This is a genomic window from Isoptericola sp. b515 (genome assembly GCF_030588125.1).
Taxonomy (GTDB): domain Bacteria; phylum Actinomycetota; class Actinomycetes; order Actinomycetales; family Cellulomonadaceae; genus Isoptericola; species Isoptericola sediminis.
Window position 1 is genome coordinate 198,258 of record NZ_JAUQYR010000003.1, and the last position, 17,992, is coordinate 216,249.

The window sequence follows — 17,992 nt, forward strand, 5'->3', positions numbered from 1 at the left end:
TGGGGCCGTGACCACAGGCGATCCACTCGACGAGGCGCGCTCCCGGGCCACTCCTGCGCCGAGCGAACGCCGCCGCGAACCCTGGCCCGGCCCCCGACCGCTGCTCTGGGCACCTCGCGCGCACACCGTCGAGCTCGTGCTCCTTCTCCCCGACGGATCCACCTCGCGCCGACCGATGCGACTCGTCGGCGCCCACGAACCCGGCTACTGGCGTGCCGACGAGCAGATCTCCCCGGGGACGGACTACTCGTTCTCGATCGACGGCGGGCCGCCGCTCTCCGACCCCGCGGCGGCCCACGTCCCCTCAGGGATCCAGGGCCCGAGCAGGATCCTGGACGAGCGGTTCGTGTGGCGGGACCACGCGTGGCCCGGGGCCGACCTCACCCGGGGGTCGCTGCTGCACCTCGACGTGCCCACGGTGACGCCGGAGGGGACCCTCGACGCCGCCACGGGGCTGCTGCCCGACGTCGCCACGCTCGGGGTCGACGGCGTCGAGCTCTCCCCCGTGGCGGCCTTCGACCCCGAGGCCGGTCCTCGCGCCGGCGTCCGGCTCTTCGCGGTCCACGAGCCCTTCGGGGGCCCGCACGCCCTGCAGCGGTTCGTGGACACGGCGCACCGCCACGGACTCGCCGTCGTGCTCGACCTGCCCCACCGGTGGGCGGTCGCCGACCCGCTGCGGCTGGACCGGTTCGGACCGTACGCGCAGGGGTCGCGGATCGCGCCGCGGCCGCGGAAGGACCACGGCCACGACGCCCCCCGGATCAACCTCGACGGCTCCGGCAGCCGCGGCCCCCGGGACTTCTTCGTCGCGGACGCCCGGCGCTGGCTGCACGAGTTCCACGTCGACGGCCTGCTGCTGGACGTCGAGGCCCTCGCCGACCGGTCCTCGGCGCCGTTCCTGACCGAGCTGGCGGCGGTCGCCCAGGACGTCTCGGCGCGGACCGGGCGCCCCCGTGCCCTGCTCGCCGACGGACCCGGTCTCAGCGACCGCCTCACCACGACCGTGGAGCGGCTGCTGACGGGGCGGCTCGACGGTCCGGCCGGCGACCTGCGCCGGCTGTCGACCGAGATCACCGCCCCGGCCCGGATCCCGGCCGGTCGACGGCGTGCGCTGCGAGCCGCCCAGCGCAGCGGCTCGTTCGTCGGACCCGTCACCCGCCTGCCGGCCGCCACCCGGGCGGTCCCCTGGTCACGCCTCGAGGACGTCGCCGGGTCCGCCGCCACGACCTCTGCGGACGACGACGCCACGCTGCTGGCGTTCGCCGTGCTCGCCGGCAGCGTCGTGGTCCTCGACACCGAGCACGTCCCCGTCCGGCCGGGCTCCGCGGACGCCCGCCGACTCGCGGCCTGGACGCGCCGGCTGCTCACCCTGCGGCCCGCCGCCCTGACGGACCTCGCCCACCGCCTGGAGGTCACGACCGACGACGGTGCCCTCGTCGCGCGTCGTGGCGGCACCGCGCTCGTCCTGGTCCTCGACCCCGCGGTGCCCGCGCTGGACCTCGTGCCTCGCCTCGGCACGCCGTCCGGCGCCTGGCGGGTGGCGGCGGCCTGGGACGAGGAGCGCACCCACCTGGAGGACGGGAGGCTGCGGGCCCCGCGGCGCTGCGTCGTCATCCTCCGGGACGACCCCGAGGCCCGCCCCGCCGGCGCCGACCCGAGGACGGAACCCTGATGACCGCACCCTGGACCGAGCACCCGGCGACCTCCCTGCGCTGGCGGCCCGGTGATCGCCTCGACGCGCTCGACACCCGCTCCACCCCGGGCTACACCGGCCGCAAGCGCGCCGCCAAGGTGCTGCGCGCCGGCCACGCGGACGAGCTGTCGGACCTGCAGGAACGACTCTTCGCCCACGGCCGCACGGGTGGCGTGCGCAGCGTCCTGCTGATCCTGCAGGGGATGGACACCTCCGGCAAGGGCGGGATCGTGCGGCACGTCGTGGGCATGGTCGACCCGCAGGGCGTCCGGTGCCGAGGCTTCGGGCCACCCACCCCCGAGGAGCAGGCCCACGACTTCCTGTGGCGGATCCGGCGCGCCCTGCCGTCGCCCGGGCTGCTGGGCGTCTTCGACCGGTCGCACTACGAGGACGTGCTCGTCGTGCGGGTCGAGGAGCTCCAGCCCGAGGCGAGCTGGCGGGCCCGTTACGACGAGATCAACGCCTTCGAGGCCGAGACCGCCGCGGCCGGCACCGAGATCGTCAAGGTGATGCTGGCCATCTCGCCCGAGGAGCAGCTCGAGCGGCTGGTCTCACGCCTGGACCGGCCGGAGAAGCACTGGAAGTACGACCCGGCCGACCTGCGCGCCCGGGAGCGGTGGGGCGAGTACCAGGCCGCGTACCAGGAGATGCTGGACCGCACCAGCACCGACGTCGCGCCGTGGTACGTCGTGCCCGCGGACCGCAAGTGGTTCGCCCGGCTGGCCGTGAGCGAGCTGCTGCGCCACACGCTGCGGGGCCTCGACCTCCGGTGGCCGGCGGCGGACTTCGACGTGGAGCGTCAGCGCCGGCTGCTCACCGGCGGGTGACGGCTCAGGCCTCGTCGAGGAGCGCGCGGCCGTCCTCGGCCAGCGCACCCAGGCGGGACAGCGCCCGGTAGTACTTCTTGCGGTAGCCGCCGCGCAGCATCTCCTCGCTGAACAGCGCGCGCGGGTCCACCCCGGCCAGCAGCACCGGCACGTCGCGGTCGTACAGCCGGTCCACGAGCACGACCAGTCGCAGGGCGACCTCCTGGCGGGTCACCGGTCGCACCCCGGTCAGCCCGACCACCTCGACGCCGTCGAGCAGCGCCCCGTAACGGCTCGGGTGCACGGTCGCGAGGTGCGCGAGGAGGTCGGAGAAGTCGTCGACCACCGCGCGGGGACGCGCGGCCGCGGTGGTGCACACGACCTCGGTGGCGAGCGGCGCGGCGTCCGTGACCACCGACCGGTGGCGGTAGTCCTCGCCGTCGACACGAAGCACCTCGAAACGGTCCGCGAGCGCCTGGATCTCGCGCAGGAAGTCCTCCGCCGCGAACCGCCCCTCGCCGAGGGCGTCCGGCAGGGTGTTCGACGTGGCCGCGAGGGCGACGCCGCGGTCGGCGAGCTCGCGCAGCAGGCGTGACATCAGCACGGTGTCACCCGGGTCGTCCAGCTCGAACTCGTCGATGCAGACGAGCTTCTTGGTGGAGAGGGCCTCGACCGTCGGCAGGAACCCGAGGGCGCCGACGAGGTTCGTGTACTCCACGAAGGTCCCGTAGGCGGCCGCGTCGGCCCCGAGCTCCTCCCGCACGGCGTGCGCGAGCGAGGTCAGCAGGTGGGTCTTGCCCACGCCGAACCCGCCGTCCATGTAGACGGCGGGCGCCGGACGACGACGGCCGAGCAGCGACCGCAGCCCGCTCGGCGCCGGGCGGGCGATCTCGGCGGCCACCTCCTGCAGCCGGGCGACCGCGGCGGCCTGGCTGGGGTGGTCCGGGTTCGCGCGGTACGTGGCGAACCGCGCGTCGGCGAAGTGCCGCGGCGGGACGAGGTCCGCCAGGAGGCGGTCGGCGGAGAAGGCGGGGCGGACCGCCACCAGGGAGCCGATGGCGGTCGTGTCGCTGGACTGCACTGCTGTCACGACGATCCACCCTATGCGGGCGTCGTAGTCTGGCCGCTGTGAGTTCCGACACGCCCCCGCTGGTCCGTCATCTCCCCACCGTCGGCGAGATCCCGCCCGACGCCGACGAGCACGTCCTCGCGGACCTGTACAGGGTGCCGGACGGGCCGTTCGTGCGGGCGAACATGATCGCCACCGTCGACGGGGCCGCCTGGGGTCCTGACGGCCGGTCCGCGTCGATCAACGACCCCGCGGACTGGCGGGTCTTCCGTGTCCTGCGCGCGCTGGCCGACGTCGTCCTCGTCGGCGCCGGGACCGCCCGGCAGGAGGGGTACACGGGCCTGTCCCGGCCCCGCGGCCTGGAACGTCTCGCCACCGCGCCGCTCGAGCTCGCCATCGTCACCCGCAGCGGCCAGGTGCCCTGGGCGACGCTCGACGGCCCCCGGCCCCCGCTGGTGGTCACCGGGCGGGCAGGAGCGCAGGAGGCCGGGGCCGCCGTCGGCGAGGACCGGGTGCTGGAGTGTTCGGACGGCACCGAGGACGGCGTGGACCTGCGCGCGGCCCGCGAGGCGCTCACCGCGCGCGGCCTGGCGCGGGTGCTGTGCGAGGGCGGTCCCGGCCTGCTCGCCGACATGCTGGCCGCGGACCTCGTCGACGAGCTGTGCGTGACGACGTCACCGATGCTGGCCGGGCCCGGACCCGGCCGGATCGTCGCCGCCCCCCGGGACCGGGAGCCCGGCGCCGGGCGGGAGCTGCGCCTCGGCCACCTCCTGTCCGGGCCCTCCGGCACGCTGCTGGCGCGCTGGGAGGTCCGGTGACCCGTGCCGGCGGCCCCCTGGGCACCGCGGGCGGCGGTGCCGTAGGTTGCTGCCATGTCTGCAGAAGCATGGACCGTCGTCGTCCTCAGCGAGGACGCGCTGACCTCCGCCGACGTCGACCACATCACCGGGCTGCACACCGAGATGGACGCCGAGATCGCCTATCGCGTGCTGGTGCCCGCCGACACCGAGCACCGGGTCGTGTCCTCCGTGCTGGACCACCTCGGGATGCTCGAGCTGCGTGAGGCGTGGGACGACCTGATCGGCAAGGAGCCGACGCCCCAGCAGGCCACGGCGACCGCCGCCGAGCAGGTCACCGAGTCCGTGGAGCTGTTCCGCGCCCGCGGCGCCACCGCCTCGGGCGAGGTCACCGAGGACGACCCGCTGCCGACGCTGCAGCGCGCCGTGGCGGACGGCGGCGACGAGGTCGTCGTGGTGACCTACCCGCACGCCGTCGAGGACACCTTCCACACCGACTGGGCCTCCCGTGCCCGGGACGTGCTGCAGGTGCCCGTGCTGCACCTGTACGCCGGCACCAGCGAGCTCGGCTGAGGCGGAGGTGCAGCGCAGGGTGGGGCCCGAGGAACGAGGGACCCGCCCGCAGCGCAACCGCAGACTCAGCCGACGACAGCACGTCTGAGGCCCAGGTCTACCGCACCCGGTGCCCGGCCCGGGTGATGGTCGCGCGCACGAGCTCGTCCATCGAGTCGAGGAACGGCGGCTCGTCCAGCAGCCCGTGGTCGACGGCGGCCACCGACAGCTCGGTGCAGCCGAGCACGACGACCCCGGCGCCGCGGTCGACGAGGCGCGCCGCGACCTGGCGCAGCGCGTCGGGGTCGGCCGGGCGACCGGCCTTGACCTGCTCGTAGATCACGGCGTTGACGCGCTCCTGGTCGGCCTCGTCGGGGGCGACGACGTCGATGCCGTGGGCGGCGAAGGCGTGGTCGTACACCCGGGAGGCGACGGTGCCGGCCGTGGCCAGCAGCCCCACGCGCGTCAGGTCCGGCACGCGGGCCCGTGCGGCGGTGACGGTCACGTCGACGATGGACACGAACGGCACCGTGACGGCGTCGAGCACCTGCTGGGTGAAGTAGTGCGCGGTGTTGCACGGCATCACCAGGAACCGCACCCCGAAGGCCTCGAGACGCGCCGCGTCGCGGGCCAGCACCGGGCCGGGGTCGTCCGTCGACCGGCCGAGCACGAAGTCGGTGCGGTCCGGGATCGTGGCGTGGTTGAGCACCACGAGGTCGACGTGCTCCTGGTCGCGCGCGGCGTCGGTGAGCTGCACGACCCGCTGCAGGAAGTAGGCCGTGGCCAGCGGGCCGACGCCGCCGATCACCCCGACCGGCGGCATCGGTCCCGTGGCCCCGGCGTCCGAGGTGGTGCTCACGCCGAGCCCCGCCACGCGAGGCGGCGGGCCTCGGCGACCGGGTAGTGCTGCGCGTACTTGCGCCACTGGTTGAGCTGGGCGATCGCCAGGTAGGCCAGCCGTCGCGGGTCCGTCTCCGCGCGGTACCACAGCGGGTTGGTGGACCGTCCGCGGCGGGCGAGGCGGCGTGCGGTCGAGCGCACCTCGTCGTCGAGCACGTACCGGCGCAGCAGGGCGCCGGGCAGCACCGTGTACAGGTGCTCCGCCTCGAGCTCGCCGGAGGCGGTGAGCGGCACGTCCGCCCCGAGCACCGCCCGCGGGTCGGGGTCCTGTCCCTGCACGTGCTCGTGCACGTAGAACTTCACGGCGTTCGCCCCGGCGGCGGTGATGTAGAAGTTCGAGCGACCCAGGCGCGGGTTCAGCTCGAAGAACACGTACCGGCCGTCGCGCGGGTCGTACTTGAGGTCGAAGTTCGCGAAGCCGGTCCAGCCCACGTGCTCGAGCATCCGGGTGGCCTGCTCGACGACCTCGTGGTTGACCTGCGTGATGATGCCGGCCGGGTTCCCCAGGGCGCCGGGCGTGTGCTCCTCGAGCAGCACGTGACCGTAGGCGGAGAAGCGGACCTTGCCCGTGGCGTCGGAGTAGCAGGTGAGGATCCGCATCCCGGAGTCGTCCCCGGGGATGTAGTCCTGGACGACGAACGACCCCTGGTACCCCGCGTCGTGGACCCGCCGGAGCAGGTCGACGAGCTCCTCACGGGTGTCGACGAGGAAGACCTTCTTCTTCCCGGCGAACTCCACGTCGTGGTACGCGGCCGTGCTGGCGGCCTTGGCGATGACCGGGAAGGTCAGCTCGGAGGTGTCGGGCTCGCCGCCCGCGGCGACGTCGTGGACGACCGTCGTCGGGTGGGCGATGCCGAGCTCGGCGCACAGGTCGCCGAACCCTTCCTTGTCGGTGAGCCGGTGCAGCAGCTTCTCGTCGACGTACGGGATCGTGTAGCGGTCCTCGAGCCGGGCCCGCTGCTCGACGAGGAGCCGGACCAGCCAGTCCGCCGACCCGACGGCGATCAGGTCGGCGTCGGCGTGCTCGTCGGCGATCGCCCGCAGCCGCGCCACCACGACGTCCGGGTCGTCGATCCCGGGCTCCACCACGTGCTGCAGGATCCGCGAGTGGCGCACGAGCCCCGTGGACATCCCGGAGACGACCACCGGGCGCACGCCGTAGGCCTCGTGGAAGGTCCGGGCCAGGGAGTAGGCGCCGATGTCACCGCCGAGGACGACGGGCTGCAGCCGGCGGCTCATCGGGTCTCCTGTCCTGCGGCGGTGCGCCGCGTCGTCGCGCGGAGGGCCGCGTCGTAGTTGGCCTGCAGGGCGCTGGCCGGGTAGTAGCGCCGGTACTTGCGCACGTGGTTCACCAGGGCGGTGAGCACGTACAGCCGGCGGCGCGGCGAGGCGTCGGCGACGTAGCGCAGCGGGTGCACGGTGCGTCCGGTGCGCATCAGCCCCACGACCCGGGCGCGCAGCCCCTCGTCGAGGACGTAGCGGCGCAGCAGCCGGTGCGGCACCACGCAGTAGAGCACCTCGCGCCGCGCCGTGACCTGCTCGCGACGCTCGCGGCGGATCACGTCGTCGACGAGCACCTCGGTCGGGTTCTGGCCGGCCGCCGTCAGGTAGTAGTTGTTGCGCCCGATGCGGGGGTTCTGCTCGAAGAACTTGTACACGCCGTCACGCGGGTCGAGCTTGACGTCGAAGTTGGCGAACCCGTGCCAGCCGACGTGCTCGCACAGCCGCTGGGCCGCGTCGAGGATCTCCTCGATCGGCTCGACGATCATTGCCGACGGGTTGCCCCGGGCCGCCGGGGTGCGCTCCTCCAGCAGCACGCGGGCGGAGCATCGCAGGGTCACCCGTCCCGAGGTGTCGGAGTACGTCGTGACCGAGCGCATCTGGGTGTCGTCGCCCGGGATCATCTCCTGGACGAGGAACCGCCCCCGGAACCCCGCGCGCCGCAGGCTGCCCCACAGGCTGTCCAGCTCGGCGCGGGAGGCGATCTCGTAGATCTTCTTCTTCCCGGCGAAGTGCACGTCGTGGTAGTCGGCGCTGGAGGCCGGCTTGGCGATCACCGGGTAGTCGAAGCCGACCGGCGCAGGCTTCCACCCCGGCTCGTCCGCGGTGGCGAAGTCCTGGATCACGGTGGCCGGCGTGGGGATGCCCAGCTCGGTGCACACGGCGGAGAACTCGGCCTTGTCGCAGATGCGGTCGATGAGGCCCATGTCGGCGTACGGCAGCACGTAGCCGGCGGCCTGCAGCGCGGACCGGTGGTGCGCGAGGATGCGCACGACCCAGTCCATGTTCGACTGCAGCAGCAGCGGCTCACGGTGCCCGGCCCCCCGACGCTCGCGCGCCACCCGCTCGAGGGTCGCGACGATCTCCTCGGCCGCGGTGCCCGACAGCACGGTGTCGATGAGCTGCGAGTGCGCGATGGGGCCGGGCTCGGCGAAGGCGACCACCGTGGTGCGCAGGCCGTAGGCCTCGTGGAAGGATCGCGTCAGCGCGTACACGCCGATGTCGGAACCGACGATCACGGGGTGGAACCCGGGGTCGCTCGTGGCGGCCTCGGGAACCGACTGGGGGTGGGTCACGGGGGTGTCAGGCCTCCTGCTCGGAACGGTCACCGGACCAGAGGGTGTGGAACGTCCCCTCGCGGTCGGTGCGACGATAGGTGTGCGCACCGAAGAAGTCACGCTGCGCCTGGATGAGCGCGGCGGGCAGGCGCTCCGCGCGGACGCCGTCGTAGTAGGCCAGCGACGACGAGAACGCCGGGGCGGGGATGCCGGCCGACGCGGCCTGGGCCACGACGCGGCGCCACGCGGACAGGCCGTCGCCGACGGCGTCGGTGAAGTACTCGTCCGACAGCAGCAGCGGGAGCTGCGGGTCACGCTCGTAGGCCTCGGTGATCCGGTTGAGGAACCGGGCCCGGATGATGCAGCCACCGCGCCAGATGCGCGCCATGGCACCCCGGTCGATGTCCCAGCCGTGCTCGGCCGACGCGGCGGCGATCTGGTCGAAGCCCTGGGAGTAGGCGACGACCTTGGAGGCGTAGAGGGCCTGACGGACGTCCTCGACGAACGCGTCCCGGTCGGCGACCTGCAGCGGTTCGGCGTTCGCCGGCAGCGCCCGGCGGCCGGCCTCGCGCTGCGGCACGCCGCCGGACAGGGCGCGCGCGAACGTCGCCTCGGCGATCCCGGTGATGGGCACGCCCAGGTCGAGACCGTTCTGCACGGTCCACCGGCCGGTGCCCTTCTGCTCGGCCTGGTCCAGGACGATGTCGACGAAGGCCTGGCCGGTCTCGGCGTCGACGTGCCGGAGCACGTCGGCGGTGATCTCGATGAGGAAGGACTCGAGGTCGCCCTCGTTCCAGGCCGCGAAGATCTCGCCGATCTCGGCGGCGGAGGCCCCCAGGCTGGCCCGGAGCAGGTCGTAGGCCTCGGCGATGAGCTGCATGTCGGCGTACTCGATGCCGTTGTGGACCATCTTCACGAAGTGGCCGGCACCGTTCGGGCCCACGTACGTGCAGCACGGCGTGCCGTCGACCTTGGCCGAGACGGCCTCGAGGATCGGGCCGAGCGACTCGTAGGACTCCCGGGTGCCGCCGGGCATGATCGACGGGCCGAGCAGCGCGCCCTCCTCGCCGCCGGAGACCCCGGTGCCGACGAAGTGCAGGCCGCGGGCGCTCAGCGCCTCCTCGCGGCGGATCGTGTCCGGGAAGTGGGCGTTGCCGGCGTCGACGACGATGTCGCCGTCCTCCAGCAGCGGCAGCAGCTCGTCGATCACGGCGTCGGTGGCCGCGCCGGCCTTGACCATGATGACGACCTTGCGGGGGCGCTCGAGCGAGGCGACGAAGTCGGCCATCGACTCCGAGGGGACGAAGTCGCCCTCGTCGCCGGCCTCCTCCATGAGGGACTGCGTCTTGCCGTAGCTGCGGTTGTGCACCGCCACCGTGTACCCGTGGCGGGCGAAGTTCCGGGCGAGGTTCCGGCCCATCACCGCCAGTCCGGTGACGCCGATCTGAGCTCGTGCTGTCATTGCTTCCTGCTTCCTCGTGGAGGTCGTTCCCGGGCGAACACTCCGTCGGTCACCCGCCAGGCCGAGAACAGCCTAGTCGGACGGCACGCGGGGCAGGTCGGCGTGCCGCGATCCGGACACGCGCCGGTGGGCCGGTGTCGACGGGACGGGGCCGTCCGGCACGTCGGCCCCGCGCGGCGCCCCGCCCGGCGTACGGTGACAGGGTGACTGCTTCCCCGCCGGAGGTCCCGGGGCGGTTCGCCGCCGCGCTGGCGTCGCTGCGCGGCCGTCGCACCCGCCCCGAGGTCCGGCTGTCCGAGATCCCCGGGCCGCGACGTGTGGCGCCGTACAGCCTGGCGCTGGAGGGCGAGGTCATCAGCGGCGGGGTCGAGCTGGCCACCGGACGTTTCGTCGTCCTGCACGACCCCGCGGGGCAGGACCAGTGGCGCGGCGACTTCCGGGTCGTGACCCTGGTGCGCGCCGAGCTCGAGCCGGAGCTGGCCGGGGACGAGATGCTCGGCGACGTCGCCTGGACCTGGGTGACCGAGAACCTCGAGTCGGCGCAGGTGGGAGCGATCGCGACCGGCGGGACGGTCACCCGGGTGCTCTCGCAGAGCTACGGGGCGCTGGCGCGCACGCCGGACGCGGTGGACCTGGAGATCCGGGCCTCGTGGACGCCGACCGACACCGACCTGGGGGCGCACCTGGAGGTCTGGGCGGACCTGATGTCGACGGCCGGCGGCCTGCCCCCGCTGCCCGACGGCGTGACGGCCCTGGACGTGCGACGCCGTACCGTGGAGCCATGAGCTCCGGCGTGACCCAGGCCGACCCCGGCGTCGTCCCCCTGTCCGAACCGGCCGACGGGGTCGGCGAGGTCGTCTCCACCCCGCGGTCCCTGGACCGCGTCGTCACCGCGTTCGGTGCCGGGTCGGGCCCGGTCGCGGCCGACGCCGAGCGGGCCTCCGGGTACCGGTACGGCCAGGCCACCTACCTCGTGCAGCTCCGCCGCGAGGGCGCGGGGACCGCGCTGCTGGACCCGGTGACGCTGCCGGACCTGTCGGCGGTCGCGGACGCCGTCGGACCCGTCGAGTGGGTGCTGCACGCGGCCTCCCAGGACCTGCCGGGGCTGGCCGAGCACGGGCTGCGGCCGCCGCGGATCTTCGACACCGAGCTGGCCGCCCGGCTGCTGAACCTGCCGCGCGTGGGCCTCGCGGCCGTCGTCGCCGACACCCTCGGCCTCGGCCTCGCCAAGGAGCACTCCGCGGTCGACTGGTCGACGCGCCCGCTGCCCACGGACTGGCTCCGGTACGCGGCGCTCGACGTCGAGGTGCTGGTCGAGGTCCGCGACGTGCTCGCCGCGCGTCTCGAGGAGGCGGGCAAGGCCGAGTGGGCCGCCCAGGAGTTCGAGCACGTGCGCACCCTGCCGCCGCCGGCCCCGCGGCCGGACCCGTGGCGCCGCACCTCGGGGACGCACACGGTGAAGAACCGACGCGGCCTGGCGGTCGTGCGGGCGCTGTGGGAGGCCCGTGACCGCAACGCCCGCGAGCGCGACGTCTCGCCGGGCCGGGTGCTGCCGGACCGCGCGATCGTCGCCGCGGCGCGCGCGATGCCGCGCACGGCCGGGCAGCTGGCGGCGGTCCCGGAGTTCGCCACCAAGGGCGCCCGACGGCGGATCACGACCTGGCAGCGCGCGATCGACACCGCGCTGGCCCTGCCCGACGCCGAGCTGCCCGCGATCCGGGGGCCGCGCACCGACGGACCCCCGCAGCCGCGCACCTGGGCCGACAGAGACCCCGTCGCAGCCCGGCGCCTGGACGCGGCGCGCGCGATCGTGGCCGAGCTCTCCGAGACCCACGACGTCCCGGCCGAGAACCTGCTGCAGCCCGACGCGATGCGCCGCCTGTGCTGGTCGCCGCCGGAGCCCGCGGGTGCCGAGGAGATCGGGGAATTCCTGCGCGGACGGCGTGCCCGGGAGTGGCAGATCGGTCTGGTGGCGGAGCGGTTCGCGCGCGGTTTCGCCGACGCCTGACCGGCGCGGTCCGCGGGATGGCCTGCCCGCCCGCCGTCTGATACCGGGTCTCAGGTGGTCTATGCTCTTCGTGGTACTCGCGGTAGCGTGTACCTGTGCTCGGCGTGACCCGCCGCGGCACCCGAGCGACGATGCTCCCCGGCACCGTCGGAACCGATCCCCCGCAACGGACGGAGCTGCCATGACCGTGGCCCCCCAGGCCCCCGGCACCACCCGAGACCCGGCCCGTCGCGCCCTGCGCGACGTCGTGTTCGTCGAGGGCGTGCGCACCCCCTTCGGCAAGGCCCGGCCCGACGGCCTGCTGGCCGAGACGCGTGCCGACGACCTCGTCGTCAAGGCGCTGCGCGAGCTGCTGCGCCGTCACCCCGAGCTGCCCGTCGAGCGCATCGACGAGGTCGCCATCGCCGCCACGACGCAGCAGGGCGACCAGGGCCTCACGCTGGGCCGGACCGTCGCGCTCCTCGCGGGCCTGCCGACGTCGGTCCCCGGCTACGCGATCGACCGCATGTGCGCCGGCGGCATGACCGCCGTGACGACCACCGCGGCGGGCATCGCCATGGGCTCCTCCGACGTCGTCGTCGCCGGCGGTGTCGAGCACATGGGCCGGCACCCGATGGGCCTCGACGCCGACCCCAACCCCCGGTTCCTCGCGGAGAAGCTGGTCGACCCCGAGGCGCTCAACATGGGCGTCACCGCGGAGAACCTGCACGACAAGTTCCCGCACCTGACCAAGGAGCGTGCCGACGCCTACGCCGTCAACACGCAGGCCAAGTACGCCAAGGCCGTGGCGAACGGCGACATCGGCCCGGAGATCGTGCCGATCGCCGTCCGGTCCGCCGAGAAGGGCTGGGGCCTGGCCACCGAGGACGAGCTCCCCCGCCCCGGCACCACGATGGAGGGCATCGCCGACCTCAAGACGCCGTTCCGCCCCGGCGGTCGGGTCACCGCGGGCAACGCGTCCCCGCTGACCGACGGCGCCACCGTCTCGCTGCTCGCCGCCGGCGACACCGCCGAGGAGCTCGGCCTGCCCGCCGCGATGCGCATGGTGTCCTACGCCTTCGCCGGCGTCCCGGCCGAGATCATGGGCTACGGGCCGGTCCCGGCCACCGACAAGGCGCTCGCCCAGGCGGGTCTGACCATCGACGACATCGGCCTGTTCGAGATCAACGAGGCCTTCGCCGTGCAGGTGCTCAGCTTCCTGGACCACTACGGCATCGCCGACGACGACGAGCGCGTCAACAGCTACGGCGGAGCCATCGCCGTCGGCCACCCGCTGGCCAGCTCCGGCGTGCGTCTGATGACCCAGCTCGCGCGCCAGTTCGCCCAGCACCCCGAGGTCCGGTACGGCATGACGACGATGTGCGTCGGCCTGGGCCAGGGCGGCACCGTCATCTGGGAGAACCCCCACCACGCCGACTACTCCGGCCACGTCCCGACCACCACGGAGGGCTGAGCACGATGACCGACACCACGACCGAGACCCGCGAACCCCGGGCCGAGCGCGTCACCCACTCCCTCGTCCGCGACGTGGAGCTGCCCGGCGGCCGGGGCACCCTGGCGCTGGTCACCCTCGACAACGGGCTCGACCACACCAAGCCGAACACCCTCGGCCCGCAGGGGCTGGCCGAGCTGACCGCCGCCCTGCGCAGCCAGCAGGAGCGTGCGGCAGGCGGCGAGATCGCCGCCGTCGGCATCACCGGCAAGCCGTACTTCCTCGCCGCCGGCGCCGACCTGCTCGGCGTCAGCGCCGTGACCTCCCACGACCAGGCCCTGGAGCTGGGCCGGTCGGGTCACGGTGCGTTCGAGCTACTGCACACGATGGGCGTGCCGACCTTCGCCTTCGTCAACGGCCTCGCGCTGGGTGGCGGCCTCGAGGTCGCGCTGAACTGCCAGTACCGCACCGTGGCCTCCGACGCCGCGGCGCTCGGTCTGCCGGAGACGGGGCTCGGGCTGGTGCCCGGCTGGGGCGGCGCCTACCTCGTGCCGCGTCTGATCGGCATCGAGAAGGCGGTCGACGTCATCCTCACGCGGCCGATGGCCAACAAGCCGTTCAAGCCCGCCGAGGCGCTCGAGATGGGCCTCGTCGACGCGCAGTTCGAGGCCGCCGACTTCCTGGAGCGGTCCCTGGCCTGGGCCGCGGGCGTCGTGGCCGGCGAGGTCACCGTCGAGCGTCGCGAGCTCGACCCGCAGCCCGTGTGGGACGCCGTCGTGCAGGGCACGCGCGAGCGTCTCGACGCGGTCATCAACGGGTCCCGCCCCGCGCCGTACCGGGCGCTGGACCTGCTCGCCGGTGCCCGCGACGCCTCGCGCGAGGAGGCCTTCGTCGCCGAGGACGAGGCCCTGGCCGACCTCGTCATGACCGACGAGATGCGTTCCAGCGTGTACGCGTTCCAGCTCACCTCGTCCGGCAAGAAGCCGAAGGGCGCCCCGGACAAGTCGCTGGCCAAGCCGGTGACGCGCGTCGGCATCGTCGGCGCCGGTCTGATGGCCGCCCAGATCGCCCTGCTCGTCTCGCAGCGCCTGGGCGTCCCGGTCGTCATGCGCGACCTGGACACCGAGCGCGTCGAGAAGGGCCTGGGCTACGTCCGGTCCACCGTCGAGAAGCTCGTCGGCCGCGGCCGGATGAAGCCGGAGGTCGGCGACCGCATCGTCGCCAGCATCTCGGGCACCACCGAGATCTCCGAGTTCGCCTCCTGCGACGTCGTCGTCGAGGCCGTCACCGAGGTCATGGGCCTGAAGAAGAAGGTCTTCGCCGAGCTCGAGGAGATCGTCGGCGAGGACACGATCCTGGCCACGAACACCTCGGCGCTGTCGATCACCGAGATGGCCTCCGACCTGCGCCACCCCGAGCGCGTGGTCGGCATCCACTTCTTCAACCCGGTGGCCCAGATGCCGCTGGTCGAGGTCGTCAACGCCGAGCACACCTCGGACGAGGCCCTGGCCACGGCGTTCGCCATCACCAAGAAGCTGCGCAAGACGGCCGTGCTCGTCGCGGACCGTCCGGGCTTCGTCGTGAACCGCCTGCTCGTGCTGGTCATGGGCAAGGTCGTCGAGGCCGTCGAGAACGGCACCTCGGTCGAGGTCGCGGACACGGCGCTCTCCCCGCTCGGGTTCCCGATGCCGACGTTCGAGCTCTTCGACCTCGTCGGCCCCGCCGTCGGCCTGCACGTGCTGACCTCGCTGCGCGAGGACCTCGGCGACCGGTTCCCCCAGTCCCCCGGTCTGGAGAAGATCGTCGCCGACGGCACCCGCGTGGTGCAGGACGCCCCCGGCCGCGGGCTGCCCAAGCCCGTCGACCCGGCGATCCAGTCGGTGTTCGGCGAGGCGTTGCCGGCCGGCTCGGAGGGCCGGGCGGGCACGCCGGTGCTCGACGCCGACGGCGTGCTGGACTCGGTGCTCACGGCCCTGACCGTGGAGATCGGGCACATGCTGGAGGAGAACGTCGTCGCCGACCCCTCGCAGATCGACCTGTGCATGATCCTGGGCGCCGGGTGGGGCTTCCACACGGGCGGCATCACGCCGTACCTGGACCGCACCGGCTACAGCGAGAAGGTGCTGGGCCGCCGCCTGCTGCCGGACGGCGTCGCCAACGTCCCCGGGGGCTCCGCCTGAGCCGAGGTCACCTGACACCGCCCTCTCCCGGGTGAGATGCACCGGAGGCCCGGTCCCGACGTCGGGACCGGGCCTCCGGTGCGTCCGGGCCGTCAGCGGGCCGGGTCGCCGCCGTCCTCGCCGAGCTCGTCGGCCACGGTGACGAGCCACTCGGCCCAGAACTTCTTCCACTGCTCGGCCTCGGCCGGCGTGCCGATGCGCTCATGCGTGACCGTCACGCGGCACCGCTGCCCCGCGGCGTCCATCGACAGCATGAGCATCCCCCGGTCCGCCTCGCCGTCCGGACCGGACTCGGTCACCGCGAAGCGGGGGCTCTTCACCCCAGGGCGGGAGCGCGCCGTGAGCGTCAGGCCGGGCACCAGGGTGTCGGGTCCGCCGTCGTCCAGCAGCCGGGCCCGCACGGTCTCGCGGTCGACGTCCAGCGTCCGGGACCGGCTCACCGTGAACGTGCCGTCCGGCATCTGGCCCGGCAGCCGGATGCCGGTGATGCGTTCGTAGCCGACCGTCACCGTCTGCACCCACCAGCCGGAGAAGGCGGCGCGGGAGGTGACCCACGCGGCGATCTCGGGGTGGGAGGCGGAGCGGCCCGGACCGGCGTCGATCCGGGCGACCCACTCGTCCCAGCCGAGGCCGGTAGCGTCCCGGACACTCTCGTCGGACAGCTCCGGCTCGCTGACCCACCCCGACGGGGTGCCGGGCGGTTCCGTCAGCAGGGAGCGGCGCGCCGCCGCGTAGCGTTCGCCGGTGCGTGCCATCCGCTCGCGGACGCGGCGCTTGAACGATTCCTGGGAGGTCATGAGGACTCCTCGTGCTCGCGGGTGCGCCACCAGCGGCTCGCGCCCGCGGTGCCGCACCGGAACACGGGTGTCCTGTGCGACGCGTCGAGCACTCGAGGTCCCCTTTGCCCTCACCGCACCAGGCGGTCCCGGTGGCGCGAGCACCGGGGAGAGGGTGGGGCGGGACGCACCGCCCACCCTCAGACTAGCCCCTGCGCGGAGCGGCTGTCCGGTTGAGCGGCACGCGCGGCGGCGAGCACCTCGCGCGTCGTCGCCGCGGCCACGTCCGGCGCGTCGCCGTGGGCGACGTCCCAGCGGCGTCCGTGTGACACCCAGCCCGTGCGCGTGCCGGCGGCCCGCCCGGCGGCGACGTCGGCGTGCCCGGCGTCCCCGACCATCCACACCCGGCCCCGGTCGGCGTCGGCCGCGCCGAGGCGCTCCAGCGCGATCTCGAGCAGCGCGGGGTCGGGCTTCTGGACGCCCTCCTCCCCGGAGACGACGATCGCGTCGACACGTGCCTCGACGCCGCACCGGTCGATCTTGCCGCGCTGCTGGTGCGAGACGCCGTTGGTCACCACGGCCACCCGGTCCCCGCCGGCGCGCAGCGCGTCGAGGTCGTCGAGCACGCCGTCGTAGGCGCGGACGTGGTCGCGGATGCCGGCCCGGAAGCGGTCGACCGCCGCCGGGACGTCGTCGGCCCACCCGAGCCGGGCGATCAGCTCGCGGGCGACGTCGGCCTTGGGCGCGAAGCCCCCGTCGTCGGCGGCGACGATCGCGGCCAGGTCGTCGTCCGTCCCGCCGTCGTCGGCCACCGCGCGCGCCGCCCAGGCGGCGAAGGCCGCGTCCCGGGAGACGAGCGTGTTGTCCAGGTCCAGGAGCCAGATCATGGCGGCAGGTTACGCGGGGCGCCGCCACCGGCGGCGCGCCGTCCCGGCGAGCGGATCGGGCGGCCGGTGCCCGGGCGGGAGCTCCGCCCGCTCCCCCAGCGCCACCAGCACCGACGGCACCAGCGCCGCGGCCGTGCGCCGGTAGCCGAGCGCGCTGGGGTGGAACCGGTCGAGGCTGAACGCCTCCTGCGGGGAGGACACGAAGAAGGGCCCGACGACCGCCGCCAGGGAGACGGTGTGCGCCCCGGCCCGACGGGCGGCCACGGACTGCGCGGCCGCGAGCTGCCGCGAGGCGCGCGAGCCGAGGGCCCGCAGCGGCTGAGGCACCGGCCGCAGCGCCCCGAGGTCGGGGCAGGTGCCGACGACGACGGCGCTGCCCCGCTCCTGCAGCCGCTCGACCGTCTCGACCAGGTGTCGCACGGAGGTCGCGACCGGCACGCGGTGGGTGACGTCGTTGCCGCCGACGACGACGACCGCCACGTCGGGCCGGTAGTCGTCGTCGAGCCCGTCCAGCTGGGTCCGCAGCGCCGACGACTCCGCACCCACCACGGCGGCGCAGCGCAGGCGGACGGGACGCTGGAGCTGCTGGGCGGCCCCGCGGGCGATCCGGGCTCCCAGGGTGTCCTTGCGCCGCTCGGCACCGAGCCCCGCCGCGACGGAGTCGCCGAGCACGAGCAGCTCCAGGGGGTCGCCCGGGTACCGGGCCCGCCAGACGCGGTCGGCGTCCGGCACCTCCTCGCCGAGCGCCTTCCCGATCCGTCGGCGGGCGATCGCGGCCTGGCGGCGCAGCACCACGACGGCGACTCCCGCCGTCACTGAGGCGGCGAGGGGGACGGTCAGTGCGGGGAGCGTGGTGCGCGGGCGACCCATGA

The 17,992-nt window shown here is 74.3% G+C and carries 16 protein-coding genes; 8 read left to right on the forward strand and 8 right to left on the reverse strand.

Going from position 1 to position 17,992, the window contains the following annotated elements; all coding sequences use genetic code 11:
* Nucleotides 1–7 precede the first annotated feature (7 nt).
* Nucleotides 8–1,672 (forward strand): hypothetical protein, encoded by a 1,665-nt coding sequence (locus tag Q6350_RS09940; protein ID WP_305066056.1) that lies wholly within the window; start codon nt 8–10, stop codon nt 1,670–1,672.
* Complete coding sequence (locus Q6350_RS09945; RefSeq protein WP_304604124.1) at nt 1,672–2,520, forward strand: PPK2 family polyphosphate kinase; 849 nt, start codon at nt 1,672–1,674, stop codon at nt 2,518–2,520. The genes Q6350_RS09940 and Q6350_RS09945 overlap by 1 nt, the downstream gene beginning before the upstream one ends.
* A 4-nt stretch (nt 2,521–2,524) precedes the next feature.
* Here Q6350_RS09945 and zapE read toward each other — a convergent pair whose 3' ends face one another.
* Complete coding sequence (gene zapE / locus Q6350_RS09950; protein WP_370375393.1) at nt 2,525–3,595, reverse strand: cell division protein ZapE; 1,071 nt, start codon at nt 3,593–3,595, stop codon at nt 2,525–2,527.
* A gap of 32 nt (nt 3,596–3,627) precedes the next feature.
* On the opposite strand from zapE, the gene Q6350_RS09955 reads away from it, so the two are divergent.
* Together Q6350_RS09955 and Q6350_RS09960 are read left to right on the forward strand one after the other, a co-directional pair.
* Entirely contained in the window at nt 3,628–4,386 is a 759-nt protein-coding gene (locus Q6350_RS09955) for a dihydrofolate reductase family protein (protein WP_305066057.1), read from the forward strand.
* 54 nt (nt 4,387–4,440) lie between these two features.
* Nucleotides 4,441–4,938 carry a hypothetical protein gene (locus Q6350_RS09960; protein WP_304607087.1) on the forward strand — a complete coding sequence of 166 codons (498 nt, stop codon included), beginning with the start codon at nt 4,441–4,443 and terminating at the stop codon, nt 4,936–4,938.
* A 97-nt stretch (nt 4,939–5,035) separates the two neighbouring features.
* Here Q6350_RS09960 and Q6350_RS09965 read toward each other — a convergent pair whose 3' ends face one another.
* The 4 genes from Q6350_RS09965 to gndA are packed head-to-tail and all read right to left on the reverse strand — an operon-like array spanning nt 5,036 to nt 9,837.
* Nucleotides 5,036–5,776, reverse strand: a complete 741-nt coding sequence (locus Q6350_RS09965) for an aspartate/glutamate racemase family protein (protein WP_304607086.1) — start codon at nt 5,774–5,776, stop codon at nt 5,036–5,038.
* The gene (locus Q6350_RS09970; protein ID WP_304607085.1) at nt 5,773–7,056 is read right to left on the reverse strand and encodes a carboxylate--amine ligase; all 1,284 of its coding nucleotides are present in this window, start codon (nt 7,054–7,056) and stop codon (nt 5,773–5,775) included. The genes Q6350_RS09965 and Q6350_RS09970 overlap by 4 nt, the downstream gene beginning before the upstream one ends.
* The gene (locus Q6350_RS09975) at nt 7,053–8,393 is read right to left on the reverse strand and encodes a hypothetical protein (protein ID WP_305066060.1); all 1,341 of its coding nucleotides are present in this window, start codon (nt 8,391–8,393) and stop codon (nt 7,053–7,055) included. The genes Q6350_RS09970 and Q6350_RS09975 overlap by 4 nt, the downstream gene beginning before the upstream one ends.
* 7 nt (nt 8,394–8,400) lie before the next feature.
* The gene (gene gndA, locus Q6350_RS09980; RefSeq protein WP_305066061.1) at nt 8,401–9,837 is read right to left on the reverse strand and encodes an NADP-dependent phosphogluconate dehydrogenase; all 1,437 of its coding nucleotides are present in this window, start codon (nt 9,835–9,837) and stop codon (nt 8,401–8,403) included.
* 203 nt (nt 9,838–10,040) lie between these two features.
* Between gndA and Q6350_RS09985 the strand changes: the two genes are divergently transcribed.
* The 4 genes from Q6350_RS09985 (at nt 10,041) to Q6350_RS10000 (ending at nt 15,457) form a co-directional block, all read left to right on the forward strand.
* Nucleotides 10,041–10,622, forward strand: a complete 582-nt coding sequence (locus tag Q6350_RS09985; RefSeq protein ID WP_171248161.1) for a DUF3000 domain-containing protein — start codon at nt 10,041–10,043, stop codon at nt 10,620–10,622.
* On the forward strand, nt 10,619–11,845 hold the full coding sequence (locus tag Q6350_RS09990) for an HRDC domain-containing protein (protein WP_304604130.1): 1,227 nt from the start codon (nt 10,619–10,621) through the stop codon (nt 11,843–11,845). Before Q6350_RS09985 ends, Q6350_RS09990 begins: the two co-directional genes overlap by 4 nt.
* A gap of 181 nt (nt 11,846–12,026) precedes the next feature.
* Nucleotides 12,027–13,298, forward strand: coding sequence for a thiolase family protein (locus Q6350_RS09995; RefSeq protein WP_304604131.1), 1,272 nt, complete (start codon nt 12,027–12,029; stop codon nt 13,296–13,298).
* 5 nt (nt 13,299–13,303) lie between these two features.
* Nucleotides 13,304–15,457, forward strand: a complete 2,154-nt coding sequence (locus Q6350_RS10000; RefSeq protein ID WP_305066062.1) for a 3-hydroxyacyl-CoA dehydrogenase NAD-binding domain-containing protein — start codon at nt 13,304–13,306, stop codon at nt 15,455–15,457.
* Nucleotides 15,458–15,549: 92 nt separating this feature from the next.
* Here Q6350_RS10000 and Q6350_RS10005 read toward each other — a convergent pair whose 3' ends face one another.
* From Q6350_RS10005 to Q6350_RS10015, 3 genes are all read right to left on the reverse strand, one after another.
* On the reverse strand, nt 15,550–16,254 hold the full coding sequence (locus Q6350_RS10005) for a hypothetical protein (RefSeq protein ID WP_305066063.1): 705 nt from the start codon (nt 16,252–16,254) through the stop codon (nt 15,550–15,552).
* Nucleotides 16,255–16,433: 179 nt separating this feature from the next.
* Nucleotides 16,434–17,120 (reverse strand): HAD family hydrolase, encoded by a 687-nt coding sequence (locus Q6350_RS10010; RefSeq protein WP_304604134.1) that lies wholly within the window; start codon nt 17,118–17,120, stop codon nt 16,434–16,436.
* A 9-nt stretch (nt 17,121–17,129) separates the two neighbouring features.
* Entirely contained in the window at nt 17,130–17,990 is an 861-nt protein-coding gene (locus Q6350_RS10015) for an SGNH/GDSL hydrolase family protein (protein ID WP_304607079.1), read from the reverse strand.
* Between the last annotated feature and the right edge of the window lie 2 nt (nt 17,991–17,992).